Origin of the sequence: Pontibacter virosus (assembly GCF_003096355.1) — a bacterium.
GTDB lineage: Bacteria > Bacteroidota > Bacteroidia > Cytophagales > Hymenobacteraceae > Pontibacter > Pontibacter virosus.
In genome coordinates this window covers 627606-649169 of sequence record NZ_QEKI01000001.1, presented here as the reverse complement: position 1 = coordinate 649169, position 21564 = coordinate 627606, and the positions used below count along the sequence as shown (strand labels likewise).

Annotated in this window: 16 protein-coding genes; 9 read left to right on the top strand and 7 right to left on the bottom strand. The window is 51.7% G+C overall.

Annotated elements, in window-relative coordinates:
- Positions 1–158 precede the first annotated feature (158 nt).
- Genes C8E01_RS02865 through C8E01_RS02850 form a run of 4 tightly spaced genes read left to right on the top strand, consistent with a single transcriptional unit; the run spans position 159 to position 7100 of the window.
- Positions 159–2843, top strand: coding sequence for a TonB-dependent receptor (locus C8E01_RS02865; RefSeq protein ID WP_165820540.1), 2685 nt, complete (start codon positions 159–161; stop codon positions 2841–2843).
- Positions 2840–3898, top strand: a complete 1059-nt coding sequence (locus C8E01_RS02860; protein ID WP_116541816.1) for a DUF4249 domain-containing protein — start codon at positions 2840–2842, stop codon at positions 3896–3898. Before C8E01_RS02865 ends, C8E01_RS02860 begins: the two co-directional genes overlap by 4 nt.
- The gene (locus C8E01_RS02855; RefSeq protein WP_243409395.1) at positions 3895–4992 is read left to right on the top strand and encodes a DUF4249 domain-containing protein; all 1098 of its coding nucleotides are present in this window, start codon (positions 3895–3897) and stop codon (positions 4990–4992) included. Before C8E01_RS02860 ends, C8E01_RS02855 begins: the two co-directional genes overlap by 4 nt.
- 14 nt (positions 4993–5006) lie before the next feature.
- Positions 5007–7100: a hypothetical protein gene (locus C8E01_RS02850; RefSeq protein WP_207774855.1), complete on the top strand. Its 2094-nt coding sequence runs from the start codon at positions 5007–5009 to the stop codon at positions 7098–7100.
- A gap of 102 nt (positions 7101–7202) precedes the next feature.
- On the opposite strand, the gene C8E01_RS02845 is transcribed toward C8E01_RS02850, so the two are convergent.
- The gene (locus C8E01_RS02845) at positions 7203–8066 is read right to left on the bottom strand and encodes an LOG family protein (RefSeq protein ID WP_243409394.1); all 864 of its coding nucleotides are present in this window, start codon (positions 8064–8066) and stop codon (positions 7203–7205) included.
- A gap of 142 nt (positions 8067–8208) precedes the next feature.
- Positions 8209–9456, bottom strand: a complete 1248-nt coding sequence (locus C8E01_RS02840; RefSeq protein WP_116541815.1) for an ABC transporter permease — start codon at positions 9454–9456, stop codon at positions 8209–8211.
- Between the two features lie 182 nt (positions 9457–9638).
- On the opposite strand from C8E01_RS02840, the gene queA reads away from it, so the two are divergent.
- Positions 9639–10685, top strand: coding sequence for a tRNA preQ1(34) S-adenosylmethionine ribosyltransferase-isomerase QueA (queA, locus tag C8E01_RS02835; protein WP_116541814.1), 1047 nt, complete (start codon positions 9639–9641; stop codon positions 10683–10685).
- Between the two features lie 152 nt (positions 10686–10837).
- Positions 10838–11530 carry a 2-C-methyl-D-erythritol 4-phosphate cytidylyltransferase gene (locus C8E01_RS02830; protein WP_116541813.1) on the top strand — a complete coding sequence of 231 codons (693 nt, stop codon included), beginning with the start codon at positions 10838–10840 and terminating at the stop codon, positions 11528–11530.
- Here C8E01_RS02830 and C8E01_RS02825 read toward each other — a convergent pair.
- The 3 genes from C8E01_RS02825 to C8E01_RS02815 all read right to left on the bottom strand — a co-directional run bounded on the left by C8E01_RS02825 (position 11527) and on the right by C8E01_RS02815 (position 14140).
- Entirely contained in the window at positions 11527–12255 is a 729-nt protein-coding gene (locus tag C8E01_RS02825) for an ABC transporter ATP-binding protein (RefSeq protein WP_116541812.1), read from the bottom strand. The two genes, C8E01_RS02830 and C8E01_RS02825, sit on opposite strands and share 4 nt — an antisense overlap.
- A 72-nt stretch (positions 12256–12327) precedes the next feature.
- Positions 12328–12549, bottom strand: a complete 222-nt coding sequence (locus C8E01_RS02820; protein WP_007652164.1) for a DUF2795 domain-containing protein — start codon at positions 12547–12549, stop codon at positions 12328–12330.
- Between the two features lie 277 nt (positions 12550–12826).
- Entirely contained in the window at positions 12827–14140 is a 1314-nt protein-coding gene (locus tag C8E01_RS02815) for a DUF349 domain-containing protein (protein ID WP_116541811.1), read from the bottom strand.
- 366 nt (positions 14141–14506) lie between these two features.
- Here C8E01_RS02815 and ettA point away from each other — a divergent pair, with 366 nt between their 5' ends.
- On the top strand, positions 14507–16177 hold the full coding sequence (ettA, locus tag C8E01_RS02810) for an energy-dependent translational throttle protein EttA (RefSeq protein WP_116541881.1): 1671 nt from the start codon (positions 14507–14509) through the stop codon (positions 16175–16177).
- A gap of 991 nt (positions 16178–17168) precedes the next feature.
- Here the strand turns inward: ettA and C8E01_RS02805 are convergent.
- Both C8E01_RS02805 and C8E01_RS02800 read right to left on the bottom strand, forming a co-directional pair.
- Positions 17169–18767, bottom strand: a complete 1599-nt coding sequence (locus C8E01_RS02805; RefSeq protein ID WP_243409393.1) for a serine hydrolase — start codon at positions 18765–18767, stop codon at positions 17169–17171.
- 84 nt (positions 18768–18851) lie between these two features.
- Entirely contained in the window at positions 18852–19865 is a 1014-nt protein-coding gene (locus C8E01_RS02800) for a zinc dependent phospholipase C family protein (RefSeq protein ID WP_116541810.1), read from the bottom strand.
- Positions 19866–20034: 169 nt separating this feature from the next.
- On the opposite strand from C8E01_RS02800, the gene C8E01_RS02795 reads away from it, so the two are divergent.
- Positions 20035–21075: a patatin-like phospholipase family protein gene (locus C8E01_RS02795; protein WP_116541809.1), complete on the top strand. Its 1041-nt coding sequence runs from the start codon at positions 20035–20037 to the stop codon at positions 21073–21075.
- A gap of 23 nt (positions 21076–21098) precedes the next feature.
- Positions 21099–21524: a DUF1810 domain-containing protein gene (locus tag C8E01_RS02790; RefSeq protein ID WP_116541808.1), complete on the top strand. Its 426-nt coding sequence runs from the start codon at positions 21099–21101 to the stop codon at positions 21522–21524.
- Positions 21525–21564: the final 40 nt, after the last annotated feature.

Here is a 21564-nt window from a genome sequence, read left to right as displayed (position 1 = left end):
GATTCTGTTAGACTTAGGTAAAAAGTAAATGCGCAAAGGTTTTGAGTGACGGTCGGTTCAAAATTTTCAAATTCAATGTTAAAACTATATATTGCTAAGGTGCAAAGAAGTCCCTTTTTATGCCTGCTACGCACCTACGCCTACCGCACCTCCATTTTATGAGAAGACGCTACCATTACTTGCTGCTTGCTGTCCTGCTGCTGCTTTCAGGCTATACCTGGGCACAGGACACCGGGCAGCTGCGCATTACAGCCAGCTACCAGAATCAGCCCCTGCAGGCCGTGCTGCAGGACTTGCAACAGACGCACAAACTGCGCGTGTTTTACCAGCCAGAGTGGGTAGACGGAGTACAGATCACACAGGTATTTAACCAGGAGCCGCTTACCAGCGCTATGCAAAAGCTTCTGGGAAAAGCCAACCTTTCGTTTGTGCTGTATGACGCCCGCACCGTCGTGCTGGTGCCCTTGTCTGCCGCCTATAGGTTTCGCTCCGACACGGTGCCGTCGGGGGCAGTGGCTGCAGGGCAGGCCGCAGAGCGCATTGTGACCCTGAGCGGACAGGTGCGCAATGCCAAAACAGGCGAGCCATTCATTGGGGCCACCGTGCTGCTGGTGGAAATTGGAAAAGGCACTGTAGCCGATGAGCAAGGCAGGTATACCTTGTCAGCGCCGGCGGGTAACTATACCCTGCGCGTGCGGGCCATTGGCATGGTAGAGGACCAGCGGCGGGTGGGTCTGCAGCAAAGCCGCACCATGCACGTTGAGCTGTTCGAAGTGAGTAACCAACTGCGTGAAGTGGAGGTGTCTGCCAAAGCGCCTGACCATAATGTGGAGAGCCTCGAGATGGGAGTGGCCCGCCTGTCGATAAAAGAGGTGCGCAAAATGCCCAATTTCCTGGGGGAAGTGGACGTGGTGCGCAGTATTATTGCGCTGCCGGGCGTAACCACCGTCGGGGAAGGAGCCAGCGGCTTCAACGTACGTGGCGGCAGCATCGACCAGAACCTGATCTTACAGGACCAGGCGCCGCTTTTCAGTGCCTCTCACTTGTTCGGTTTCTTTTCGGTCTTCAATTCGGATATGGTGCAGGATGTCACCTTGTACCGTGGCGGTATACCTGCCCGGTATGGCGGGCGCATCTCGTCGGTGCTGGATGTGGAGCTGAAAGAGGGTAACAAGAAAGCCCCTATCCTGAGCGGTGGCATCGGGTTGCTGGCCAGTCGCCTGATAGTTGAAGCACCGTTACTGAAAGACAAGGCCTCTTTTGTGCTGGGAGGACGGGGCGCCTACCCCAGCCTGGCCATGCGCTACGTGCCTGACAAAGCCGTGCGTGACAGCGACGGCTACTTCTATGACTTCAACGGCAAGGTAGATTACACGATCAGCGCCAAAGACCAGCTGATGTTGTCCGGCTACCTGAGCCGCGACGGCTTCCGCTTTGGCGCAGACACGACCTATACCTGGAGCACAGCCACCGCTACCGCCCGCTGGAATCATGCTTTCAGCGACAAATTCCTATCAAGCATAACCGGTGTGGTAGGCGATTATGACTATGGCGTGGAAGCCGAAACAGAGCCCTACAGCTATACCCTCGACTCAGAGATCAAGTACAAGCAGATCAAGGCGGACCTCAACTTTGAGCCTTCTGTGCGGCATAAGCTGGGGCTGGGTGCCTCGTCCTCCTGGTATCAGTTCAGCCCCGGTGTTCTGACGCCCGGTTCAGAGATGTCCAGCTTGCTGCCCGTGAACATGCCTCGCGAGCGTTCTGTTGAAGCCGCCCTATACCTGGACCACGAATACACACTCAGCCCCAGGATATCAGTCAGCTACGGATTGCGCTACTCTTCTTACTACAACCTGGGGCCAGGCGATGTGTATGTGTACGATCCGGAGTCGCCCCGCCGCGAGTCGACGATCATTGATACGCTTAGCTACAGCAATGGCGGAGTGATACAGCAGTATGGCAATTTTGAGCCGCGCGCCTCGCTTAAAATAAGCCTGGGCGAGAACAGCTCGGTAAAGTTGGGCTATAACCGCATGGCGCAGTACATCCATTTGATCTCCAACACCACAGCGGCCTCCCCGGTAGATATCTGGAAAACGAGTAACCCGAACCTGCGCCCGCAGATCGGGGACCAGGTGGCGCTCGGCTTTTTCAAAAACCTGCAGGACAATACCATCGAGCTTTCGGCAGAGGCCTACTATAAAAAGCTGCACGACCTGGTGGAGTACAAAGACGGCGCCCGGCTCCTGCTCAACAGTACCCTCGATGCCGACCTGCTGCCAGGCGAGGGCAAGGCTTACGGACTGGAACTGATGCTGCGTCGACAAGGCAAAAAACTGACGGGTTGGGCGAGTTATACCTACTCCAGATCGCTGCGCCGTGTGAACGGCCCCACTCCCGAAGAGCGCATCAACAACGGCAATTTCTTTCCGGCCAACTTCGACAAACCGCACGACCTCAGCCTGGTTCTAAACCATCAGATGAGCAGGTTGATTAGTCTGTCAGCTAACTTCACTTACAGCACAGGCCGACCGATTACCTATCCGGAATCTGTGGGCTACATCGACGGGCTGCTGATCGTGAACTACAGCGACCGCAACCAGCACCGCATACCGGACTACCACCGCCTGGACCTGGCTTTGGTGATAGACGGCACCAACAAGCGGAACGCCAACTGGGTAAGCAGCTGGGCTTTCTCGGTATACAACGTGTACGGGCGTAAAAATCCTTACTCCGTGTTCTTCAAACCAGCCTATGGTGGTACCATTCCGCAGGCCTACCGACTGTCAGTGATTGGCTCGGCAGTACCGGCTATTACTTACAATTTCAAGATCACAAGATGAGAAGGCAGTTTTTGAGTTGGCTAGTGGCTGTGATCTGCCTTTCTTTAAATGCCTGCATCGATCCGATTGCGATACAGACAGGGGAGAACGAGCCTAAACTAGTAGTGAGCGGGCTGATAACAGACCGCCCAGACGAGGGGATGAACAAAGTAAGCCTTTCCTGGTCTGAGCCTTTTGACGGTAAAAACAATATCGTGTATAACCGTCCGGTATTGGGAGCCTATGTGAAAATTCTGGATAACCAAGGTACAGGATTTCAATTGATAGAAGGGGAGCGTGGGGTTTATTTCCTGCCTCAGTACCTGGCAGGTGAAGTTGGTCAGCACTACAGATTGTACATCAAGTTGCCCGACGGCCGTGAGTATGAGTCGGCCCCCGAACTGCTGCAGCCCTCCCCACAGATAGAGGACATAACCTATACCTTCAAAGAGTTTACAGAAGTGGTCCGAAATGGCAGCGGCGAACTGGTAGAACAGACAACAGAGGGCTTTGAGGTATACGCCAACCTGCAAGACCCTGCAGGCACCGCTAATTACTACCGCTGGGATGCGACAGGTGTGTTCGAGTACTTCAGCCGTGCCCCTGATGTGTTGCCTATACCTCCCACCCAGTGCTGGTCATTTGTAGGGCGCATCACTGCAAAAGTTGTCACCGCTGAAGACAGGCTGTTTAATGGAAATACCTACAAGCAGGCGGTTGTGGTACTCCCTGCCGATATGCCCACTAAGTACCTCGTTAGAGTGCGACAGTATGCGCTAACAGCCCAGGCGCACGAGTTCTGGCGGCTCTTCAACCAGCAGCAATCCAGCGTAGGGAGTGTTTTCGATCCGCCTCCGGCCAAAATACGGGGTAACCTCTACAGCCTGAGCAATCCTGAAGAGGAAGTGATTGGATTTTTTGGAGCGTCGGGCGTTACTGAAAAGGGCTTGTTGATTAACAGAGCGGTGCATGCCCCCTTCCGAAGTGGGGTTTACGATCCTCCTTTTGTAGCACCGCCCCAGGATTGCCGGATCCTGTTCCCGAACAGCACCATTGTAAAACCAGAGGGCTTTTGAGAGCTGTAGAAATGATGACTTTACTTAACATGCAGCGAGCAACTACCTATTATAAAACCTGGCGGTGGATTATGCTGCTGATTGTGGTTTGTCTGCCAGCTTGCATTGATCCCTTAGAACTCCAGATCGAGGCGGAGGAGCCGAAACTCGTGGTGAGCGGTATGGTGACAGACCAAAACGACCCGGAACTGAACAAGGTGACGCTGACCTGGACTGCCCCTTTTAACAGCGAAAACCAACAGGTACTGGTGCATCCTGTATTGGATGCTACAGTAACGCTGCAGGATGATCAGGCGAACATCATGCCGCTGACTCCTGGGGCGAGAGGCATGTACCAGTTGCTCCCAGAGGACTACCAGGTAGAGCAGGGCAGGAGCTATACCTTGCACATCAGGCTGCCCGACGGCCGGGAGTTTGCTTCGCGTCCGGAACTGCTGCGCCCGGTGCCGGCTATCCAGGGGATAAGCTATGAGTTTAAGCAGTTTGTAGACGTGGTCCGGAACTCAGCGGGCGTGTTGATCGAGCGCAGGTCGGTGGGTTTTGAGGTGAAGGCGCAGGTACAGGATCCGGCAGAGCGGGGCAATTACTACTGCTGGGATACAGAGGGCGTGTTTGAATTTTACTCCAATACAGGCGATGCGCCGGTGCCCTCGGTGTGCTGGGCCAATATGGGGAGCATCAACACCAAAGTGGTAACGAACGATGACAGGCTGGTGAACGGCCGTTATTTTGAGCAGCCCGTGGTGGTGGTGCCTGCCGATATCCCAACCAAATACCGCATCAAGATCAGGCAGTTTTCGCTCACGGCCGGGGCGTATGAGTTTCAGCGGCTTTTCAGTCAGCAGCAAGCAAGTGTTGGCAGCATTTTCGATCCGCCTCCGGCACGCATCAACGGCAACCTCTACAGCCTCACAGACCCGGAAGAGCAGGTGATCGGCTATTTTAGCGCATCGGCTGTAACGGAAGATTTTATCGTGATCCAGCGACAGTTTTACGCGCCATTCCCAGGCCTGCCTTACGTGCAGCCCATGGGAGATTGCCGCTTCACCTATCTATACCCGAACGTAACTGACCAACGGCCAATTGGCTTTTGATAAACTCCACAACTATGAGCAAATCCGAAATAAAAGGTAGCAGGATCTTGGGAGCTGCCTGTTGGCTGTTGGCATCCACCTGGCTTTGTTTGCCCGCCTTTGCGCAGCATGAGCAGGTTACCAAAGTCGCCGCCGCCCAGGTGCAGCGGCAGCTCTCCGACGAACAGGTGCAATTGGTGCACAGCCAGCCCTGGTACATGGCAGGGGAGCGGCTCTGGTACAGCGCTGCGGTGCGGAAGAACTCGACCGCTCCGGCAAGTCGGGTACTTTACGTAGAGTTGCTGGATGCGCAAGGCAGCACCCTGACCAGCCAGCGATTGGTGATAGAGGATGGGAAAGCGCAGGGTGATTTTCTGCTGCCTAAGGATCTGCCATCGGGCAGGTATACGCTACAGGCTGCCACCAACTGGATGAAAAACTTCAGTGCACGACAGCGCTGGCAGCAGCAACTCACGATTGTGAACCCGGACGAAGTCAGGGCGCTGCAGGCACAACCAGTCAAGGCCAAACCGCTGCAGGTACGCTTCTTTCCGGAGTCTGGTGTTTGGTCAGTCGGGGTACCTACCAAAATGGTAGCGACCGTGACCAACGCTGCCGGTATAGGTATAGTCGCCCAAGGTACAGTGACTGATACGGCCGGGCAAGTCATCACCACTTTCAAGAGCAATGACGCAGGTATAGCCGTGTTTGAGCTGAACGTTACAGAACAACGGGAACTGGTTGCGCAACTGCAGGCAGAGGGCTATGCACAGCAACTGGTGAGTATTCCAAAACCAAAGCAGCAAGGTATAGCCCTGGCGGTTGGTAAAGTAAGCGGCACAGGTATACCAGTGAGCGTGCAGGGCAAGTCAGGAATAGGCCATGTATTGGTAGCGACCTCAGGCGGGACAGTGTACTTCGCGCACCGTATTACCGGAGAGGATCAGGTTATCGTGCCATGGCTTAATGCAGCGCAACCCGAATGCCGCTTACTGCTGCTCAACACGGGCGGTTTGGTAGAGGCGGAGCGGCGGGTCATGCTACCCCATACAGCAGGTATAGAGGTACAGGCCGAGCACCAGCAGTATGGCACCCGCCAGCAGGTCACTGTCACCGTCAAGGGGGTGCAGCCCAGCACCTGGCTTGCAGCCTCTGTAGCGGAGCGCCGTGCCACTCTTCAGCAGCCCGGAGGCTTCGTTGCGGTAAGCGGAGCGCAACAGGGGTACGAGACAGATCTGGAGCTTTGGGAGGCCATTGCAAAAAGTGAAACAGAAGCCCGTTTTCAAAGGGAGACCCTGGTAGAGCCCATGCGGCAGGAAACGGTAAAGGCCCCCTTTCAGCAGGAAGCCTTTGGCAGAAATATAGACACGGCCTTTGTGCAGGCACTGCCGCCGCATGTAGTAAGTGTCGCGCAGCAACACTATACCCGTACTAACATCCATGAAATTTACGGCCTCACAGAACCGCATGCCGCTGCGCCACTTCCGCGTTTGCCAGCCGACCGGGTATTCAAACTGGATGATTATGTCGCTTTTCAGGATGTGGAGGAAGCCATACGAGAGGTAACCACCAACCTGCGCATGCGCAAGAAAAAAGGAAGACAAACCGTGCGGCTGCTTTACGTGTCCTCCGAAACCAAGCGTATGATGAAGGGGGAGCCGCTATACCTGCTGGACGGTGTTATACTGGAGAATATGGATGAGATCATGGAGCTGGACCTGAACGACATCGCCTCTATTGAGATTGCCTGGTCAGAGGAGAAGCTATACGCCGGCAACCTGGGCCGTTTGGTAGACAACGGCATGTTTGCCATCTACACCAAAAGCGGAGAGGCCCGGGAAAGGCTCAAGGAAAAGGGCCTGCCTGTACTCTATGAGCAGTACAACCTGCCCCGCAACTTCGTAGTGCCAGCGCCGGCTCCCGGTGATGCTGCGCAGTCCCAGTTCCCTGACTTCCGGCAACAGCTGTATTGGCAACCATTCCTGCAAACCGGACCTGACGGGAGTGCCTCCTTCATATTCTATACCTCCGACGAAACCGGTGTGTTTGAGGTAAATGTGCAGGGCCAGACAGCAGAAGGAATGCCTGTAAGCGGGAGTACCACATTTGAAGTGAAGCTGATAAACTAAAGCCAAAGGCAGGCTTCAAAACAGAAAAGCTTCTAAAATTAGATACTAAAAAAACGCCCCGCTGTTCTGCAGCAGGGCGTTTTTTGTGGAATTGCTTTTGTCTTAGAAGTTTGGAGACAGCAGGTATTTGCTGTAGAAATCGTCGATCACTTTCACCGCTTCGGTGGCGTCGTCTACAATGTGGATCAGGTCCATATCTTCCGGGCTGATGTTGCTTTCCATGTTCAGCATCACATCTTCTACCCACTTAAACAGGCCCCCCCAGAATTCGCGGCCCACCAGCACGATCGGGAACGCGCCGATCTTCTTGGTTTGGATCAGGGTGATCGCCTCAAACAGCTCGTCGAGTGTACCAAAGCCACCCGGCATCACGATAAAGCCCTGTGCATACTTCACAAACATCACTTTGCGCACAAAGAAATAGTCGAAGTTGATGAGCTTGTCAGAGTCGATGTAGATGTTGTTGAACTGCTCGAATGGCAGGTGAATGTTCAGACCTACCGACTTGCCACCCTCTGAGTGCGCGCCTTTGTTACCAGCCTCCATGATGCCGGGCCCACCGCCTGTGATAACTCCATACCCGTGGCGCACCAGCTTAGCGGCGATCTCCTCGGCCATGACGTAGTATTTGTGTGTGTTCTTGGTGCGGGCTGATCCGAAAATCGAGACGCAGGGGCCAATCTTGGCCAGTTTCTCGAAGCCTTCCACGAATTCAGACATCACTTTGAAGATCTGCCATGAGTCGGCGATCTTGATCTCGTTCCAGTCTTTGTCTACAAAGGCCTTTCTGATTTTAATGTCCTGTTCGGAGGCAGGCGGTGCCTGTACCTGGCCCGACTCGCGCAGGTCGGTAATAGATTTGGCTTTATTTTCGTTTACGTCCGGGTTTAGGATCGTTTGTCCGCTACCAGTGTTGTGTGACTCGTCGTTGAGTTTTGTTTTGCTTGTCTTTCTAAGCTTTGTCATAAATCTTTCTTCATCTTCTTCAGGAGGCAGGCCTCCTGCGGCGCACTCACCAAGAGGGGCCGTCTTCATTAAATAAACAATTTTAAGGGTTTGTGTCTGCAGCGTGGAGAAGAAAACTTTGCAGACACGGTAGTGTCTTTTCCTATTTGGAGCGAATTGCAATCACCGGATCCAGGTTTGAGGCGAGCACTGCGGGTATGATACCCGACAGCATGCCTATGACCGCCGATACGCCCAGGCCTAGTATAATGTTGCCTGCTGAAAGCGAAATCTTCATCATGTCCTGCGGTATGAGCGTGAGCAGAAACACCAGCAAGATACCTATGCCGCCGCCAATAACGCTCAAAAATACGGACTCGAATAAGAACTGGAACAGGATGAAATAGTTTTTTGCGCCCAGTGATTTTTGTATGCCGATAATGTTGGTTCTTTCCTTGACAGACACGAACATGATGTTGGCAATACCAAAGCCGCCTACCAGGATCGCGAAGCCGCCGATCACCCAGCCAGCCAGGCCAATCACCTGAAACAAACCTGTCACAGCCTGTGAAGCCATTTCAGGGCGGTTAATGGCAAAGCTATCCTCGTCGCGTGGTTTCAGGCCCCTGATGTTGCGCATCATGCCCCGCACCTCATACTCCAGTTCCTGCAAGCCCGGGTCTTCTTCACGCCCTTTAATAGCCAGCGTCGAGCCAATGCCGTTAGGACCGGTCGCATACATCTTGCTGAACGTGGCATAAGGGATAATACCCACCTGGTCGAAGTTGGGCATGCCAAACAGGCTCTCGCCTTGCCTCTCTATTACTCCAATCACCGTGAACTTATGCCCGCTAACCCGAAGTTCCTGCCCGATGGCCGGCTGACCGGGGTATAGCGTATTGGCTACTTCATCGCCGATGATCATGACATTGCGAGCGGCGTCTACCTCCTGCGGTATAAAGTAACGTCCTTCTGCCACGGGTACTTCGGCTACTTTGTTGTAGTCGTACGATACACCAATTAAGCCAGCATCACGGAAATTGTTGTTGCGGTACTTGAATAGGTTGCGCCCTTTATTTGCAAATATGGCCACCCCTGCATCGTTGGTCAGGTTACGGTCGAGCAGGCGGAACTCATGCACGTTGGCTTCCGGGCGATTAAAGTACTTCCACCACGGGTATTCCCCGCCAAAGCTCCAGGGCCACTTCTGCACGTACAGCACTTTGTCGCCGATAAAACTCATGCTGTCACGTACGTTGCGCTCGAGCGAATCCACTAGCGTAAAAACGGATATGATGGCGAAAATGCCTATTGTGACGCCTAGCAGAGAGAGAATCGTGCGCAGCAGGTTAGCACGTAAGGCCTGCCATGCAAAGCGGAAACTTTCGGCTATTAGGCGCAGGTAGATCATAGTTTGGTTTATAGCAAAGTAATTTTCTTAAAAGTAAGAATATTTCGGGCAAACTAAGTAAATTTGCGGTTTGATTTTTTAATTGTATCATGGGTAAGCTGTCCTGTATTCTCAGGGAGCCGGCAAATTTCCCGATACAGGCCAGTCTAAGGCAGCACGATTTATACCGTAATATAAAAAGTATGAAGTTATCAGAATTTAAGTTTGAGCTACCTGAAAGCCTGCTAGCAACACATCCATCCGCTAACCGCGACGAATCGCGCATGATGGTGCTACACCGCGACTCAGGTAAGATCGAGCACCGTGTGTTCAAAGACATCCTGGAGTACTTTGATGAAGGCGATGTGATGGTGGTAAACGACACCAAAGTATTTCCGGCCCGCCTTTATGGCAACAAAGAAAAAACCGGTGCCAAGATCGAAGTGTTTCTGCTTCGTGAGCTCAACAAAGACATCCACCTGTGGGACGTGCTGGTAGACCCGGCCCGTAAGATCCGCGTAGGCAACAAACTCTACTTCGGCGACAGCGACCTGGTAGCAGAAGTGATTGACAACACGACTTCCCGCGGCCGCACGATCAAGTTTCTGTTCGATGGTCCGGACGAGGAGTTCTACAAGACCATTAACGAACTGGGCGAAACGCCACTGCCAAAGTACATCAAGCGCGAAGCTGAGCCGGAGGACAAGGAGCGTTACCAAACCGTATACGCCAAAAACGTAGGTGCCGTAGCCGCTCCGACCGCTGGGCTGCACTTTACCAAAGAAGTACTCAAGCGCCTCGAGATAAAAGGGGTGGACGTAACACCGCTTACTCTGCACGTTGGTCTGGGTACCTTCCGCCCCGTGGATGTAGAAGACCTGACCAAGCACAAAATGGATTCTGAGAATTTCATGGTGCCATCCGAAACGTCCGAGATGGTGAACAAAGCGCTGGACAACAAGAAGCGCGTGTGTGCCATTGGTACAACCACCATGCGTGCATTGGAGTCGTCGGTGTCGGCCAGCAACCGCCTGAAGCCAAACGAGGGCTGGACGGACCGTTTTATCTTCCCTCCATATGACTTCAAGATCGCCAATGCACTGGTTACGAACTTCCACATGCCGGAGAGCACCCTGCTGATGATGACGGCTGCTTTCGGTGGGTACGAACTGGTGATGAAAGCTTACGAGGAGGCCGTAAAGGAGAAGTACCGCTTCTTTAGCTACGGCGACGTGATGCTGATCCTGTAGGAACAGGTATAAAGCTTTTGAAAAGCCTCGACTCTCTAAAGTCGGGGCTTTTTGCTTTATTTGTAACTCACTGTCAGCATAACGGATTTACATGTAGCGAAACAGGCCAATTGCTAATCCGAACAAGTTGCTACAGGACATATACCTATCCTATGAAGGAATCTTTGCAACAATATGCCATTATCGTGGCCGGAGGCACGGGAAGCCGCATGCAGCACAGTCTACCCAAGCAGTTCATTGAGCTCGCCGGAAAACCTATCCTGATGCACACGATTGAGCGGTTCTATACCTACAACAAGGATATACGGATCGTGGTCGTGTTGCCAGAGGATCAACTGCAGGCATGGCGAACCCTGTGCAAGCAGCATAAGTTTCCTGTTTTCCATATGGCGGTGCCAGGCGGAAAGACTCGCTTTGGGTCTGTGAAGAATGGCCTGGCGACAATCCATGGCGAGGCGCTGGTGGCTGTGCATGATGGCGTGCGCCCATTTGTAAGTACAGGTATAATCAAAGCGGCCTTTGAGCAGGCAGCAGAGTCGGGGGCTGCCGTGGTGGCCGTGTCCCCAAAAGACTCTATCCGGGAGCTTACCGAGAGCGGGAGCCAGGCTGTGCCACGCGTCAGGTATAAACTGGTGCAGACCCCCCAGTGCTTTAGGGCCGATTTGTTGCGGGCAGCCTACGAGCAGCCCGAGCAGGAGCACTTCACCGACGATGCTTCGGTAGTAGAGCAGTTGGGCGCAGGTATAGCACTGGTAGAAGGCAGCTACAGCAATATCAAGATCACTACGCCGGAAGATTTGCTGTTGGCCGAAGTGCTGGTGAAGCAGTTTGAGGCAGTGCCTTAGCGGACAATCCGCTGCGCTTCCAAATATTCCTGGTTCTGCTGCACAGTTTCAGGAGAGAGCGGCTCAAGTATGGGATCGGGTTTGGAAAGGTTAAGGAGATAGCCTTGCATGGGTTGCAGGTTGTATAGGTCATGTGTTATGCAGAACACCGTTTTGCCTTTCTGCTGCACCCACTCTTGCAGGAGTTGGAAGACCTGCTTCTTATAATACACGTCCAGCTGCTGAGTCGGCTCGTCCAGCAATACAACACCGGCATCCTGCAGCATCAGTTGTGCCAGCCATACCATTTGCTGCTCCCCTCCAGAAAGGGTTGTAAAGTCCTGCTCCTGCAGGTGCGTCAGTTCGAGTTGTGCCAGTATAGCGCGAGCTCGGTCATAATCCTGGGCTGTGTAATTCTCAAAAAAACTTTTTTTTCGGAACAGTCCCATCACCACCAGGTCAAGCACGCTGATTGAGAAAGAGACGATATTCTTTTGGGGGAGATAGGAGAGGAGGCCCGACGCCGCTGCGTCTTTGGTGTTGCGCAAGTCCCGGCCCTGCAGCAGGAGTTGCCCCTGGTAGGGTATTTTCTGCTGAAAAGCCCGGAAAAGGGTTGTTTTGCCGGCACCATTATGGCCCACAATAGCCACAAATGCCTGCGCAGGCACAGAAAAAGAAAGGTTGCGGATCAGAGTCCGATGCTCATAACCCGCAACCAGATTTTTTACTTCAACGATGTTTTTCAACGAGTAATGAATAGTGAAGAATGAATAATATAAAGTCAATTACTCATTATCCATTATCTAATTAGTCATTAATTAGTACTCGTCTTCGTTGAACATGAAGTCTTCCTTGGTAGGGTAATCAGGCCAGATCTCCTCGATGTTCTCGTAAGGCTGTCCGTCATCTTCAAGTGCCTGCAGGTTTTCTACCACCTCCATAGGGGCGCCTGAGCGGATAGAATAGTCGATCAGCTCGTCCTTCGTGGCGGGCCAGGGTGCGTCCTCCAGGTATGATGCTAATTCCAGTGTCCAATACATAGTATGTGTCTCCTTAAATAATGGCGTTTGAAAAATAAGTCCGCAAAAGTATGAATTAATTCACAAACTAAAATTTTTTTGAAATATTTATTGCTTTTTGTGATTGTTTTTACCAAAACAACGCAAATACACAGTAAATGTTCATTTTGAGTCAAATTTTTTTGGACTCCATTTTTTACTGCAATCTACCTTGATTGGGTTGTATGTAAATATAAAAAGCGTCTGCCGCATTCGCAACAGACGCCTCTTTAAAAGATATAGTTAAATCTTGATCTTCCTATTTATTGATCGTGCTCAACTGCTCCTGGAACATCTCGATCAGGGCTTGCTTCGTCGTAATCTTACGGTTGAAGTTACGGATCTTGCCCAGCAGCATATTGCGGAACGAGTCGTTGCTCGGTGCCTCGCTCAGCTTGCCCAGGTTCGTTTCGAGCACCTCCAACTCCTGGCGGTCAGACTTGATAAAGTCGCGCAGGGCGTTGATGCGGGCATGAAGCCCTTCCTCGTGGCCATAGGTTTCGTTGGCGTTCTGCTGGCGCTTGCGGATGTAGTGCTCCAGGCTGCTCATCTCAAACACGCGGTCGCAAGCCTTGATAAAGCGCTCCCAGATGGCATCTGAAACATCCGGGCGAACAGGACCTACTTTCTTCCACTCTGCCTGCAGTTCCTTGGCGCGCTTCACAGCGTCGTTCAAGCTGTTGTGCTGGAGCAGTTGCTCGGCCTGGCCCACCAGTTCCTGCTTGCGCTCCAGGTTGGTTTCGTAGTATTTCTCTTTTGAATCGGTCTTCTCGTTGGTGATCTTCACCTTGAGGCGCTCAAAGAAGTGGTTATGGGCTTTTCTAAAGTCAGTCCACAGCTTGTTGGTGGTGGCACGCGGCAACGATCCGCCGATTTGCTTCCACTGTGTTTGCAGGTCTTTCAGTTTAGCTGTTGTGGCCTCCCAGTCCTCAGAGTTTTGCAGCGCCACCGACCTCGCGATCAGGTCTCTATACCTGTCGTAGGTGCGGTTTTGCATTTGCTTCTTATCGTTGAAGAAGGATTTTTTGCGCTCAAAGAATGCCTCCAGGACTGTTTTAAAGCGTTCCTCTATTTCGTCGGTAAGATCTTTCTCAACCGGGCCGGTCTTGATCCAGGTGGTGCGGAGCTCCTTCATCTTATCGGATGTCTCTTTCCACTCTACGCTGTCCTGCAGCGCCTCTGCCTCCTGTATAAGCCCAATCTTGATGCTCAGGTTCTTCTCGCGGTTTTGCTTGATGGTCTCGTTTATGTCCTCCTCAGCCTTGCTCAGCGTATGGTAAATGGACTCAAAGTCACCTAGCGCATCATAGTTACCTACCTGGTCTTTCATGTGTAGTACCTTCATCAGGAAAGAGCCTTTGTTCTCGGAAGTTGCAATGCGCTCGAGCAGGGCGTTTACTTTGTCGCTAAACATGTGAAAGCGCTTGGCAAAATAAACCAGCGAGTCCTCCTCTGATTCTTTCACTTCGCCCACCTTTCTGTCGGGGTAGGTCATAAAAGCCTTCAGCCATACTTGCTGGTCCTGAATAAAGCCATACTTTTTGGCTTCTTCCAATAGGTCGTTGTTTTCCATTTAAGGATCGGGTTAGAATCGGAACATAAAAGGGCAAAGGGTCCAAAATTTAGACTAACCTTAGCATACGCAAGTCAGGTTGTAGCGTTGACAGTCTGCAGCTTAGCTACAGAAGTGTTCCGGTAATAACCTGACTTGGTGCCACGATAAGTCTGTGCGGACTTCTCCCATACAGTTTTTCTACAAGTTTAGTGATTTCAAAGCACTTTTGTGAACCATAAACACATGAATTTTTACGATATTTGTATTTGTCGGCTTAAAAAATGGCTAAACCGGACACATTTGTCGGGTAGGGCGCTGTAAATGCCATTCTGGTTTAAATTAAACTTGCTGCCTGCGGGCAGTACTAAACTGATATACAGTAAAATGAGCAACGAAACTATTATTTTCTCAATGGCCGGGGTGAGCAAGATCTACCCGCCACAGAAGCAAGTACTTAAGAATATTTACCTCTCCTTTTTCTACGGCGCCAAAATAGGCGTGCTGGGCCTCAACGGCTCAGGTAAGTCAAGCCTGCTCAAAATCATTGCCGGCGCGGACAAGGAGATTCGCGGTGAAGTAGTTTGGTCGCCGGGTTACTCGGTTGGCTACCTGGAGCAGGAGCCGCAACTGGACCCGGCCAAAACCGTGCGCGAAGTGGTAGAAGAAGGCGTGAGCGAAGTGGTAGGCTTGTTGAAGGAGTTCGACGAGATCAACATGAAGTTCGCCGAGGAAATGACGGATGATGAGATGAACAAGCTCATCGAGCGTCAGGGAGAAGTGCAGGAAAAACTGGACCAGTTGAATGCATGGGAATTGGACAACCGCCTGGAGCGCGCGATGGACGCCCTGCGCACACCGCCGGAAGATGCCGTGATCGGCAACCTGTCGGGTGGTGAGAAGCGCCGTGTGGCCCTATGCCGCCTACTGTTGCAGGAGCCGGACGTGCTGTTGCTGGATGAACCTACCAACCACCTGGATGCTGAGTCGGTGGACTGGCTGGAGCAGCACTTGCAGCATTACAAAGGCACCGTGATCGCCGTAACCCACGACCGCTACTTCCTCGACAACGTGGCCGGCTGGATCCTGGAGCTCGACCGTGGTGAGGGAATTCCGTGGAAAGGCAACTACAGCAGCTGGCTGGAGCAGAAAGCCGCCCGACTGGCAAAAGAAGAGAAGACGGAAAGCAAGCGTCAGAAAACCCTGCAGCGCGAGTTGGAGTGGGTGCGCATGGCGCCGAAGGCCCGCCACGCCAAGTCGAAGGCCCGTATCAGCCAGTATGATAAACTGGCCAGCGAAGAAGCCTCTAAGAAAGAAGAAAAACTGGAGCTCTTTATACCTGATGGCCCACGTTTGGGTGCGCAGGTAATTGAGGCACACAATATCAGCAAGGCCTATGGCGACAAGTTGTTGTTTGAGAACCTGAACTTCTCATTGCCGCAGGGTGGCATTGTAGGCATCATCGGTCCGAACGGCGCCGGTAAGACTACCTTGTTTAAACTGATCACTGGACAGGAGAAACCGGATGCAGGTGACTTTACAGTAGGCTCTACCGTGCAGATATCTTACGTAGACCAGGAGCACACGCAGCTGGACCCGAACAAATCCGTGTTTGAGGTGATCTCAGGAGGTACAGAACACATGATGATGGCCGGCCGCCAGGTTAACTCCCGCGCATACGTGAGCAAGTTCAACTTCTCGGGCGGTGATCAGGAGAAGAAAGTGGATAAGCTGTCGGGTGGCGAGCGCAACCGTGTGCACCTGGCCATGACACTGAAAGAAGGCGGTAACCTCTTGCTGCTCGACGAACCAACCAACGACCTGGACGTGAACGCCATCCGTGCGCTAGAGGACGCGCTGGAGAGCTTTGCCGGTTGCGCCGTGATTATCTCGCACGACCGATGGTTCCTGGACCGTATCTGTACACACATCCTGGCATTCGAAGGCGACTCACAGGTATACTGGTTTGAAGGCAATTACACAGACTACGAAGAGAATAAGAAGAAGCGCCTGGGTGATGTAGAGCCAAAGCGTATACGCTATAAGAAGCTTGTATAAGAATTGCATGGGTTGTTCGCTGTAACCCTTTTCTAAAATTTGTTAAAAGACCCTGTTGACCTTACGGTTAGAAGGGTCTTTTTTGTTAAAACGTTAGTATTCTGTTGCTTATAATTGTGTTTTTGATATAAAATTTTAAATATTTTTTTAATTGTACTTTTTCGCTTTAAAATTTACTTTACATACTGTTCTGATACTTAATTAGTTGTAATAAAAGAAGACGCATTGGGCTTAAGTGTTGATGATATTGTTCAATTATATAGAAAATTCATTCAAACATTTGTTTATAATAATTATTTGATATTTATTTGCAATGTCTTCTGGAAATAATATGAATATATTTTACTAGAAGTGAATTTTTTTATGCTTGAAATAATAAAGTATAACCTAAACCTTAAAACATTATATTGCCATGAAAAAATTTACTCTTAACGAATCCCTAGCTAATGTAATTGTTGCTGCTTATTTTGTGCTTGGTGGTGCAATCAGTAGCTTGCTAGTAGCAGTAGCATAACTTAGCTTACAACCATATTAAACAAAAGGGGCGATGCTGATCAGCATCGCCCCTTTTGTTTATAAAATATTTAAATCTCAGATAAAACATCCAGTAAACGGCAGGTTACGTTACATAGCAAAGACAATAAATTGTATTCTTAATCGCTTGAAAGTAAGCTATGTATGAATATCTCTATATTTGTATATATAAAATAATATCTTTTTTGTGAATAGTACAACATTTCTGCTCATACTCCGTAAATAGAAACAACGGCAGCCAAAGGTAATTTAAAAATTTTCTCAATTTTAAAGGTTGTCACTCATGAAAAAACTCTACTACGACGAGGATGCACTTGCTTACATTGTGATCGCTGGATATTTTGCTGTTGCTAGCATTATATCAGTGGTTGTAGCATACTAAGTTAGGTTAACTCAAAAAATAATCGGGCCATACCTTGTACAAGGTATGGCCCGATTTGCTTATTAACTATACTGCTTACCTGACCTTTTTGAACTCTAGTTCACTAAAATGGAAGTCAGGGTTATTGGCATCCAGCCGCATTTCTGCAATTTTACCATCAGCGCCTACTATGAAACGCACTTTGGTGGGCGTGAGCAGGGCGAAGTTGTTTTTCCACTCCAGGTCAAAGATATCGTGCTGCCAGTGCGTGAGCTTACCACCTAAGGCAGGGGCAGGGGCTAAATCTAACACCAGTTGCTTGTTCTGTACCGTGATGGTGGCATCGCCGTAAAGCGGACTGTTGTAAGTGCCAGCGTAGGCTTCCAGGTCCATCGTCGGTTTGCTCTTGCGCGTTTTTTCTTTGGCGGCCTTGGCGGCAGCCTCTTCCTGAGCCTTGCGTCCTTTGGCGATGTTGTCGAGCGAGAACTGGCTCCAGTCGCGACCGTTTTGCACGCCGAAGAATTGGTCCAGGGTATAGTTGGCCAGCGGTGACATGATGCTACTCATGCTGTTGGTCAGGATCACGATGCCCAGGTTCTCTTCGGGTACCAGTACCGTGCGGCTATTCATCCCTTCGTGCCCGCCGCCATGCGCCAGTATTTTGCGGCCTTCGTAGTCGTTCATCATCCAGCCCAGGCCAGCTGCCGAAAAGTGCGTGGAGGGCACATTGGCTTCTGCCTGCTTGGAAACAGGCATGGCGTTGTGGGCGGTCCACATCATGCGATTAGCGTCCTCACTAAAGATTTTCTGGCCTTTGTATGTGCCGCGGTTAAGCTGCAGACGCATCCACTGTGCCTGCTGATTCACACTCGTAAATATACCTGCTGCAGGATTCCAGTTGTCCCAGGCCATAAAAGTGGTCGGGTAGGGTTTGTGCTTTTCGTCGGATCCGTGCGGGGAGGCGACGTTGTCTTTGCCCGCCAGCTCGTTCACGGAGGTATAGGAGCGGTTCATACCAAGCGGCGCGAAGAAGCGCTGTTTGATAAAATCCTCCCAAGTCTGACCAGACACAGCTTCAATCACTTCACCAGCGGCAAGGAACATCAGGTTGGAGTAGCCATACCCGTCGCGGAAGCTGTAGACGGGCTGAAGGTGACGGGCACGCTCCAGAATCTCGCGGCGGCTGTAGGTGGTGTTATACCAGAGCAGGTCCCCGCTGAAAGTGCGGTAGCCGACGCGGTGACTCAGCAGGTCTTTGATGTTAAGTTCCTGCGTTACATACGGGTCGTAGAGCTGCAGCCAGGGCAGATGTTTGGTCACCTTGTCGTTCCAGTTGAGCTTACCTTCGTCCACGAGTATGCCGAGGGCTGCGGAGGTATAGGCTTTGGAGTTGGAGGCAATGCCGAACACCGTGTTGGCATCCACCTGCCCGCCTGCCTTGAGGTCGCGCACACCATAGCCTTTGGCGAAAATCACAGAGTCGTTCCGAACAATGGCGATGGCCATACCGGGCACATCCCAGTCTTTCAGAGCCTTTTGATAATAGGCGTCGAGCTTCTGGAGGGTGGCGGCCGTGTTTTGCTGTGCCGAGGCCTGTAAGCTGACGATAGTTGCTAAGGTGAAGAATAGCGCAAAGCGCTTTAAGAAGGTATAGCTCATGGACGAATAAATGGGTTGCACAAGCAAGTTAGGCATTTTTGTATCCTTTTTATAATGCCACTTGTCCGTGCCTGTTCAGATGCCAGTAAAGCCCGCTATGAATAAGTTAGGAATGCCAAATTACTCTCTTCGCCCTGGAATCCACGTGTTTTGGTGCAGGTGACTTTCGCCTTCTTCACGTGGCAGGTGCGGTCCTTGCTCGTATTCTTTCAGCTCCATGCGCAGGCGTTCCTGTTCTTCTGCTGACAGTGTGGAGGCGAACTGGCGCAGATCGGGCTGGCCCGCATCCACCCAAGCTGTAAACCAGTAACTGGCCACGCTATGAATGGCGAGGCGCATTTGCCGCTCCACCTGTCCGTTCAGCCGGCGGTGGTAGGCCTCTGAGAACTCCCTTGAGTATACCCGTGTGGTCAGGTTGCCGCGCACTTCGTAACTGTACTTTTTTTCTTCGTCGAACTCCAGCGTCAGTTCCTGCTCAAAACCAAGCACCGAGTCAAGGGCCAGGTGTGCGCTGGCGACAATATCCCAGGCTTTGAGCTGCGGCTGCTCAATGTATCGGGCCTGCCCCACAAAGAAGTCGTAGTTGTCGGAGAGCATCTCAGGCAGGCGGCTCTCCCAGAAAGCGTGGATGCCGCGCTGGCCCGACAGTTGTCCGTTGTAGTTGCGGGTGGTGTGCAGCGGCACGCTGGCATCGGCTATGTAATGACCTAAGTCGGCGGAGAGGCGAAGAATCTGGTCTACGTTGCGATCTTTGAACGCCTGCGTGAGCTGAAACTTCATGCGGTTGATGTGCCAGGGAATGATGCCATGCGCCATGAGAGTGTCTTCGCCGTACTTCTCGACGGCCTGCTGCCAGTAGCGGGGCATTTTATAGAGGGCACTGTCGCCATACACATCCAGGTCGATGTAATGGCGGGGCGCCTCGCCGGCCACGGCATACCGGCGACGGTCGGGGTTCACGGCATTCTCGGTGATGTAGCGGATGTGTTTCTTGTAGAAGCCCACCATCTCGGGTGGCAAGGTATACACGGCCAGCCGGTTGATGCGCTGGTGCGCAAAAAAGCCCCAGCTATACCCGGTGAGGGGGAACAGGGAGGCAAGGAGGAGCAAGATAGCGATTTGTCGGAAAGCCATACCTGCGGTGTACGGAGAATTAGGGAATTTGTATATTGTGAGTAGGAAAGCCGGGTAATCTGTAGTTTCCACCTAATGGGCGGTAGCACCAGCCCTGCATACCCGTTTTCCATTAGCACTTCCGAGGCGCTAAAAATATCTACTAGCTTATGAAACACCATACTTCCTCATGAAGCATTACATTAAACTCGCCGTCCTCTTCTGTCTGCTTTCCACACAGGTATACAGCCAGAACTGCGACATCAGGAACCTGGCTTTTGAAGGAGCAGGTATACGGGGCATTGCCTATGCTGGCGTGATCGATGAATTGGAGCGGCATGGCAAGTTGAAAGGGATAGAGAAAGTTGGTGGCACATCGGCAGGGGCTATTACGGCCATGATGCTTTCGTTAGGTTATTCCGCCCAGGAAATAGCGGACATCATCTCCTCGACGCAGTTTAGGAAATTCAATGACGGCCGCTTTATGTTCATCGGCGGATTTGCGCGCATGAACAGCGTGTATGGGTGGTATCGCGGGGATCGGTTTACGGACTGGACCGCCAGACTGATCGAAAACAAAACGGGAAACCCAAACATAACTTTTGAAGAGCTGAATGCTTTGGGATACAAGGATCTGTACATTACCGCAACGAGCTTAAACAGGCAGAAGCTGCTTGTCTTCTCCAGGGAGCATTACCCGAACATGAAAGTGAAGGATGCGGTCAGAATATCGGTTTCAATACCGTTGTACTTTAAAGCTGTGTTTATTGACAGCGATGGGGCGGTATACAGAAAGCCGGATGCTGGCCAAAATCTGGATGTGGTGGTGGACGGTGGCATCATTGGAAACTTCCCGATTACTATGTTCGACACCGAGGTGACGGACTCAACGGGGAAAAAACAAAGGTTGCCCAATCTCGGTACTGTGGGTATAAGGATAGACTCCGATTTGCAGATTGAGAACGACGCCCTTACAAAAGAACTGGTGCCAATCGAAATTAAGAGCCTGAACGATTATGTGGCGGCGCTCTATACCCTGGTTATCGAGAATTTGAACCGGAATGAGCTAACTGAAGAAGACTGGGCCAGAACGATCTCTGTTTCGTCAGTCGGTATCAGTCCCCGCATCAGGAAAATGTCAAAAGACGAGAAAAACAGCCTGATTCAAAGTGGCAGGGAGTTTACCGCAAGTTATTTGCTGCGTACCTGCAGTATCCACGAACCGAAGTAACCATTAACCCCGTACTGCCCGGTATGAAAAACTCCGACCCCCTAAACCGCTTCCTCGATGCGCAGGCCAGCAGCTATGAGCAGGCGCTTTCCGAAATAAAAAGCGGCCGCAAGCGCAGCCACTGGATGTGGTTTATCTTTCCGCAGCTGCAGGGCTTGGGCTATAGCGAGACCGCCCGCTTTTACGCCATCAAAGACTTGCAGGAGGCCCAACTATACCTACAGCACCCGGTGCTGGGTCCGCGGCTGGTCGAAATATCAAAAGCCATGCTGGCACTGGAGAGCAAAACAGCCACCCAAGCACTGGGAAACCCCGATGACCTGAAGTTGCGCTCCAGCATGACATTGTTTGCGGCAGTGCCGGGTGCTGATCCGGTGTTTCAGGCCGTGCTCGACAAATATTTTAATGGCGAAAAGGATAAGAAAACGCTGCAACTTTTGCAGGATTGATGAGTGCGCAGGTCTACCATATATTATGAACGAACGTTGG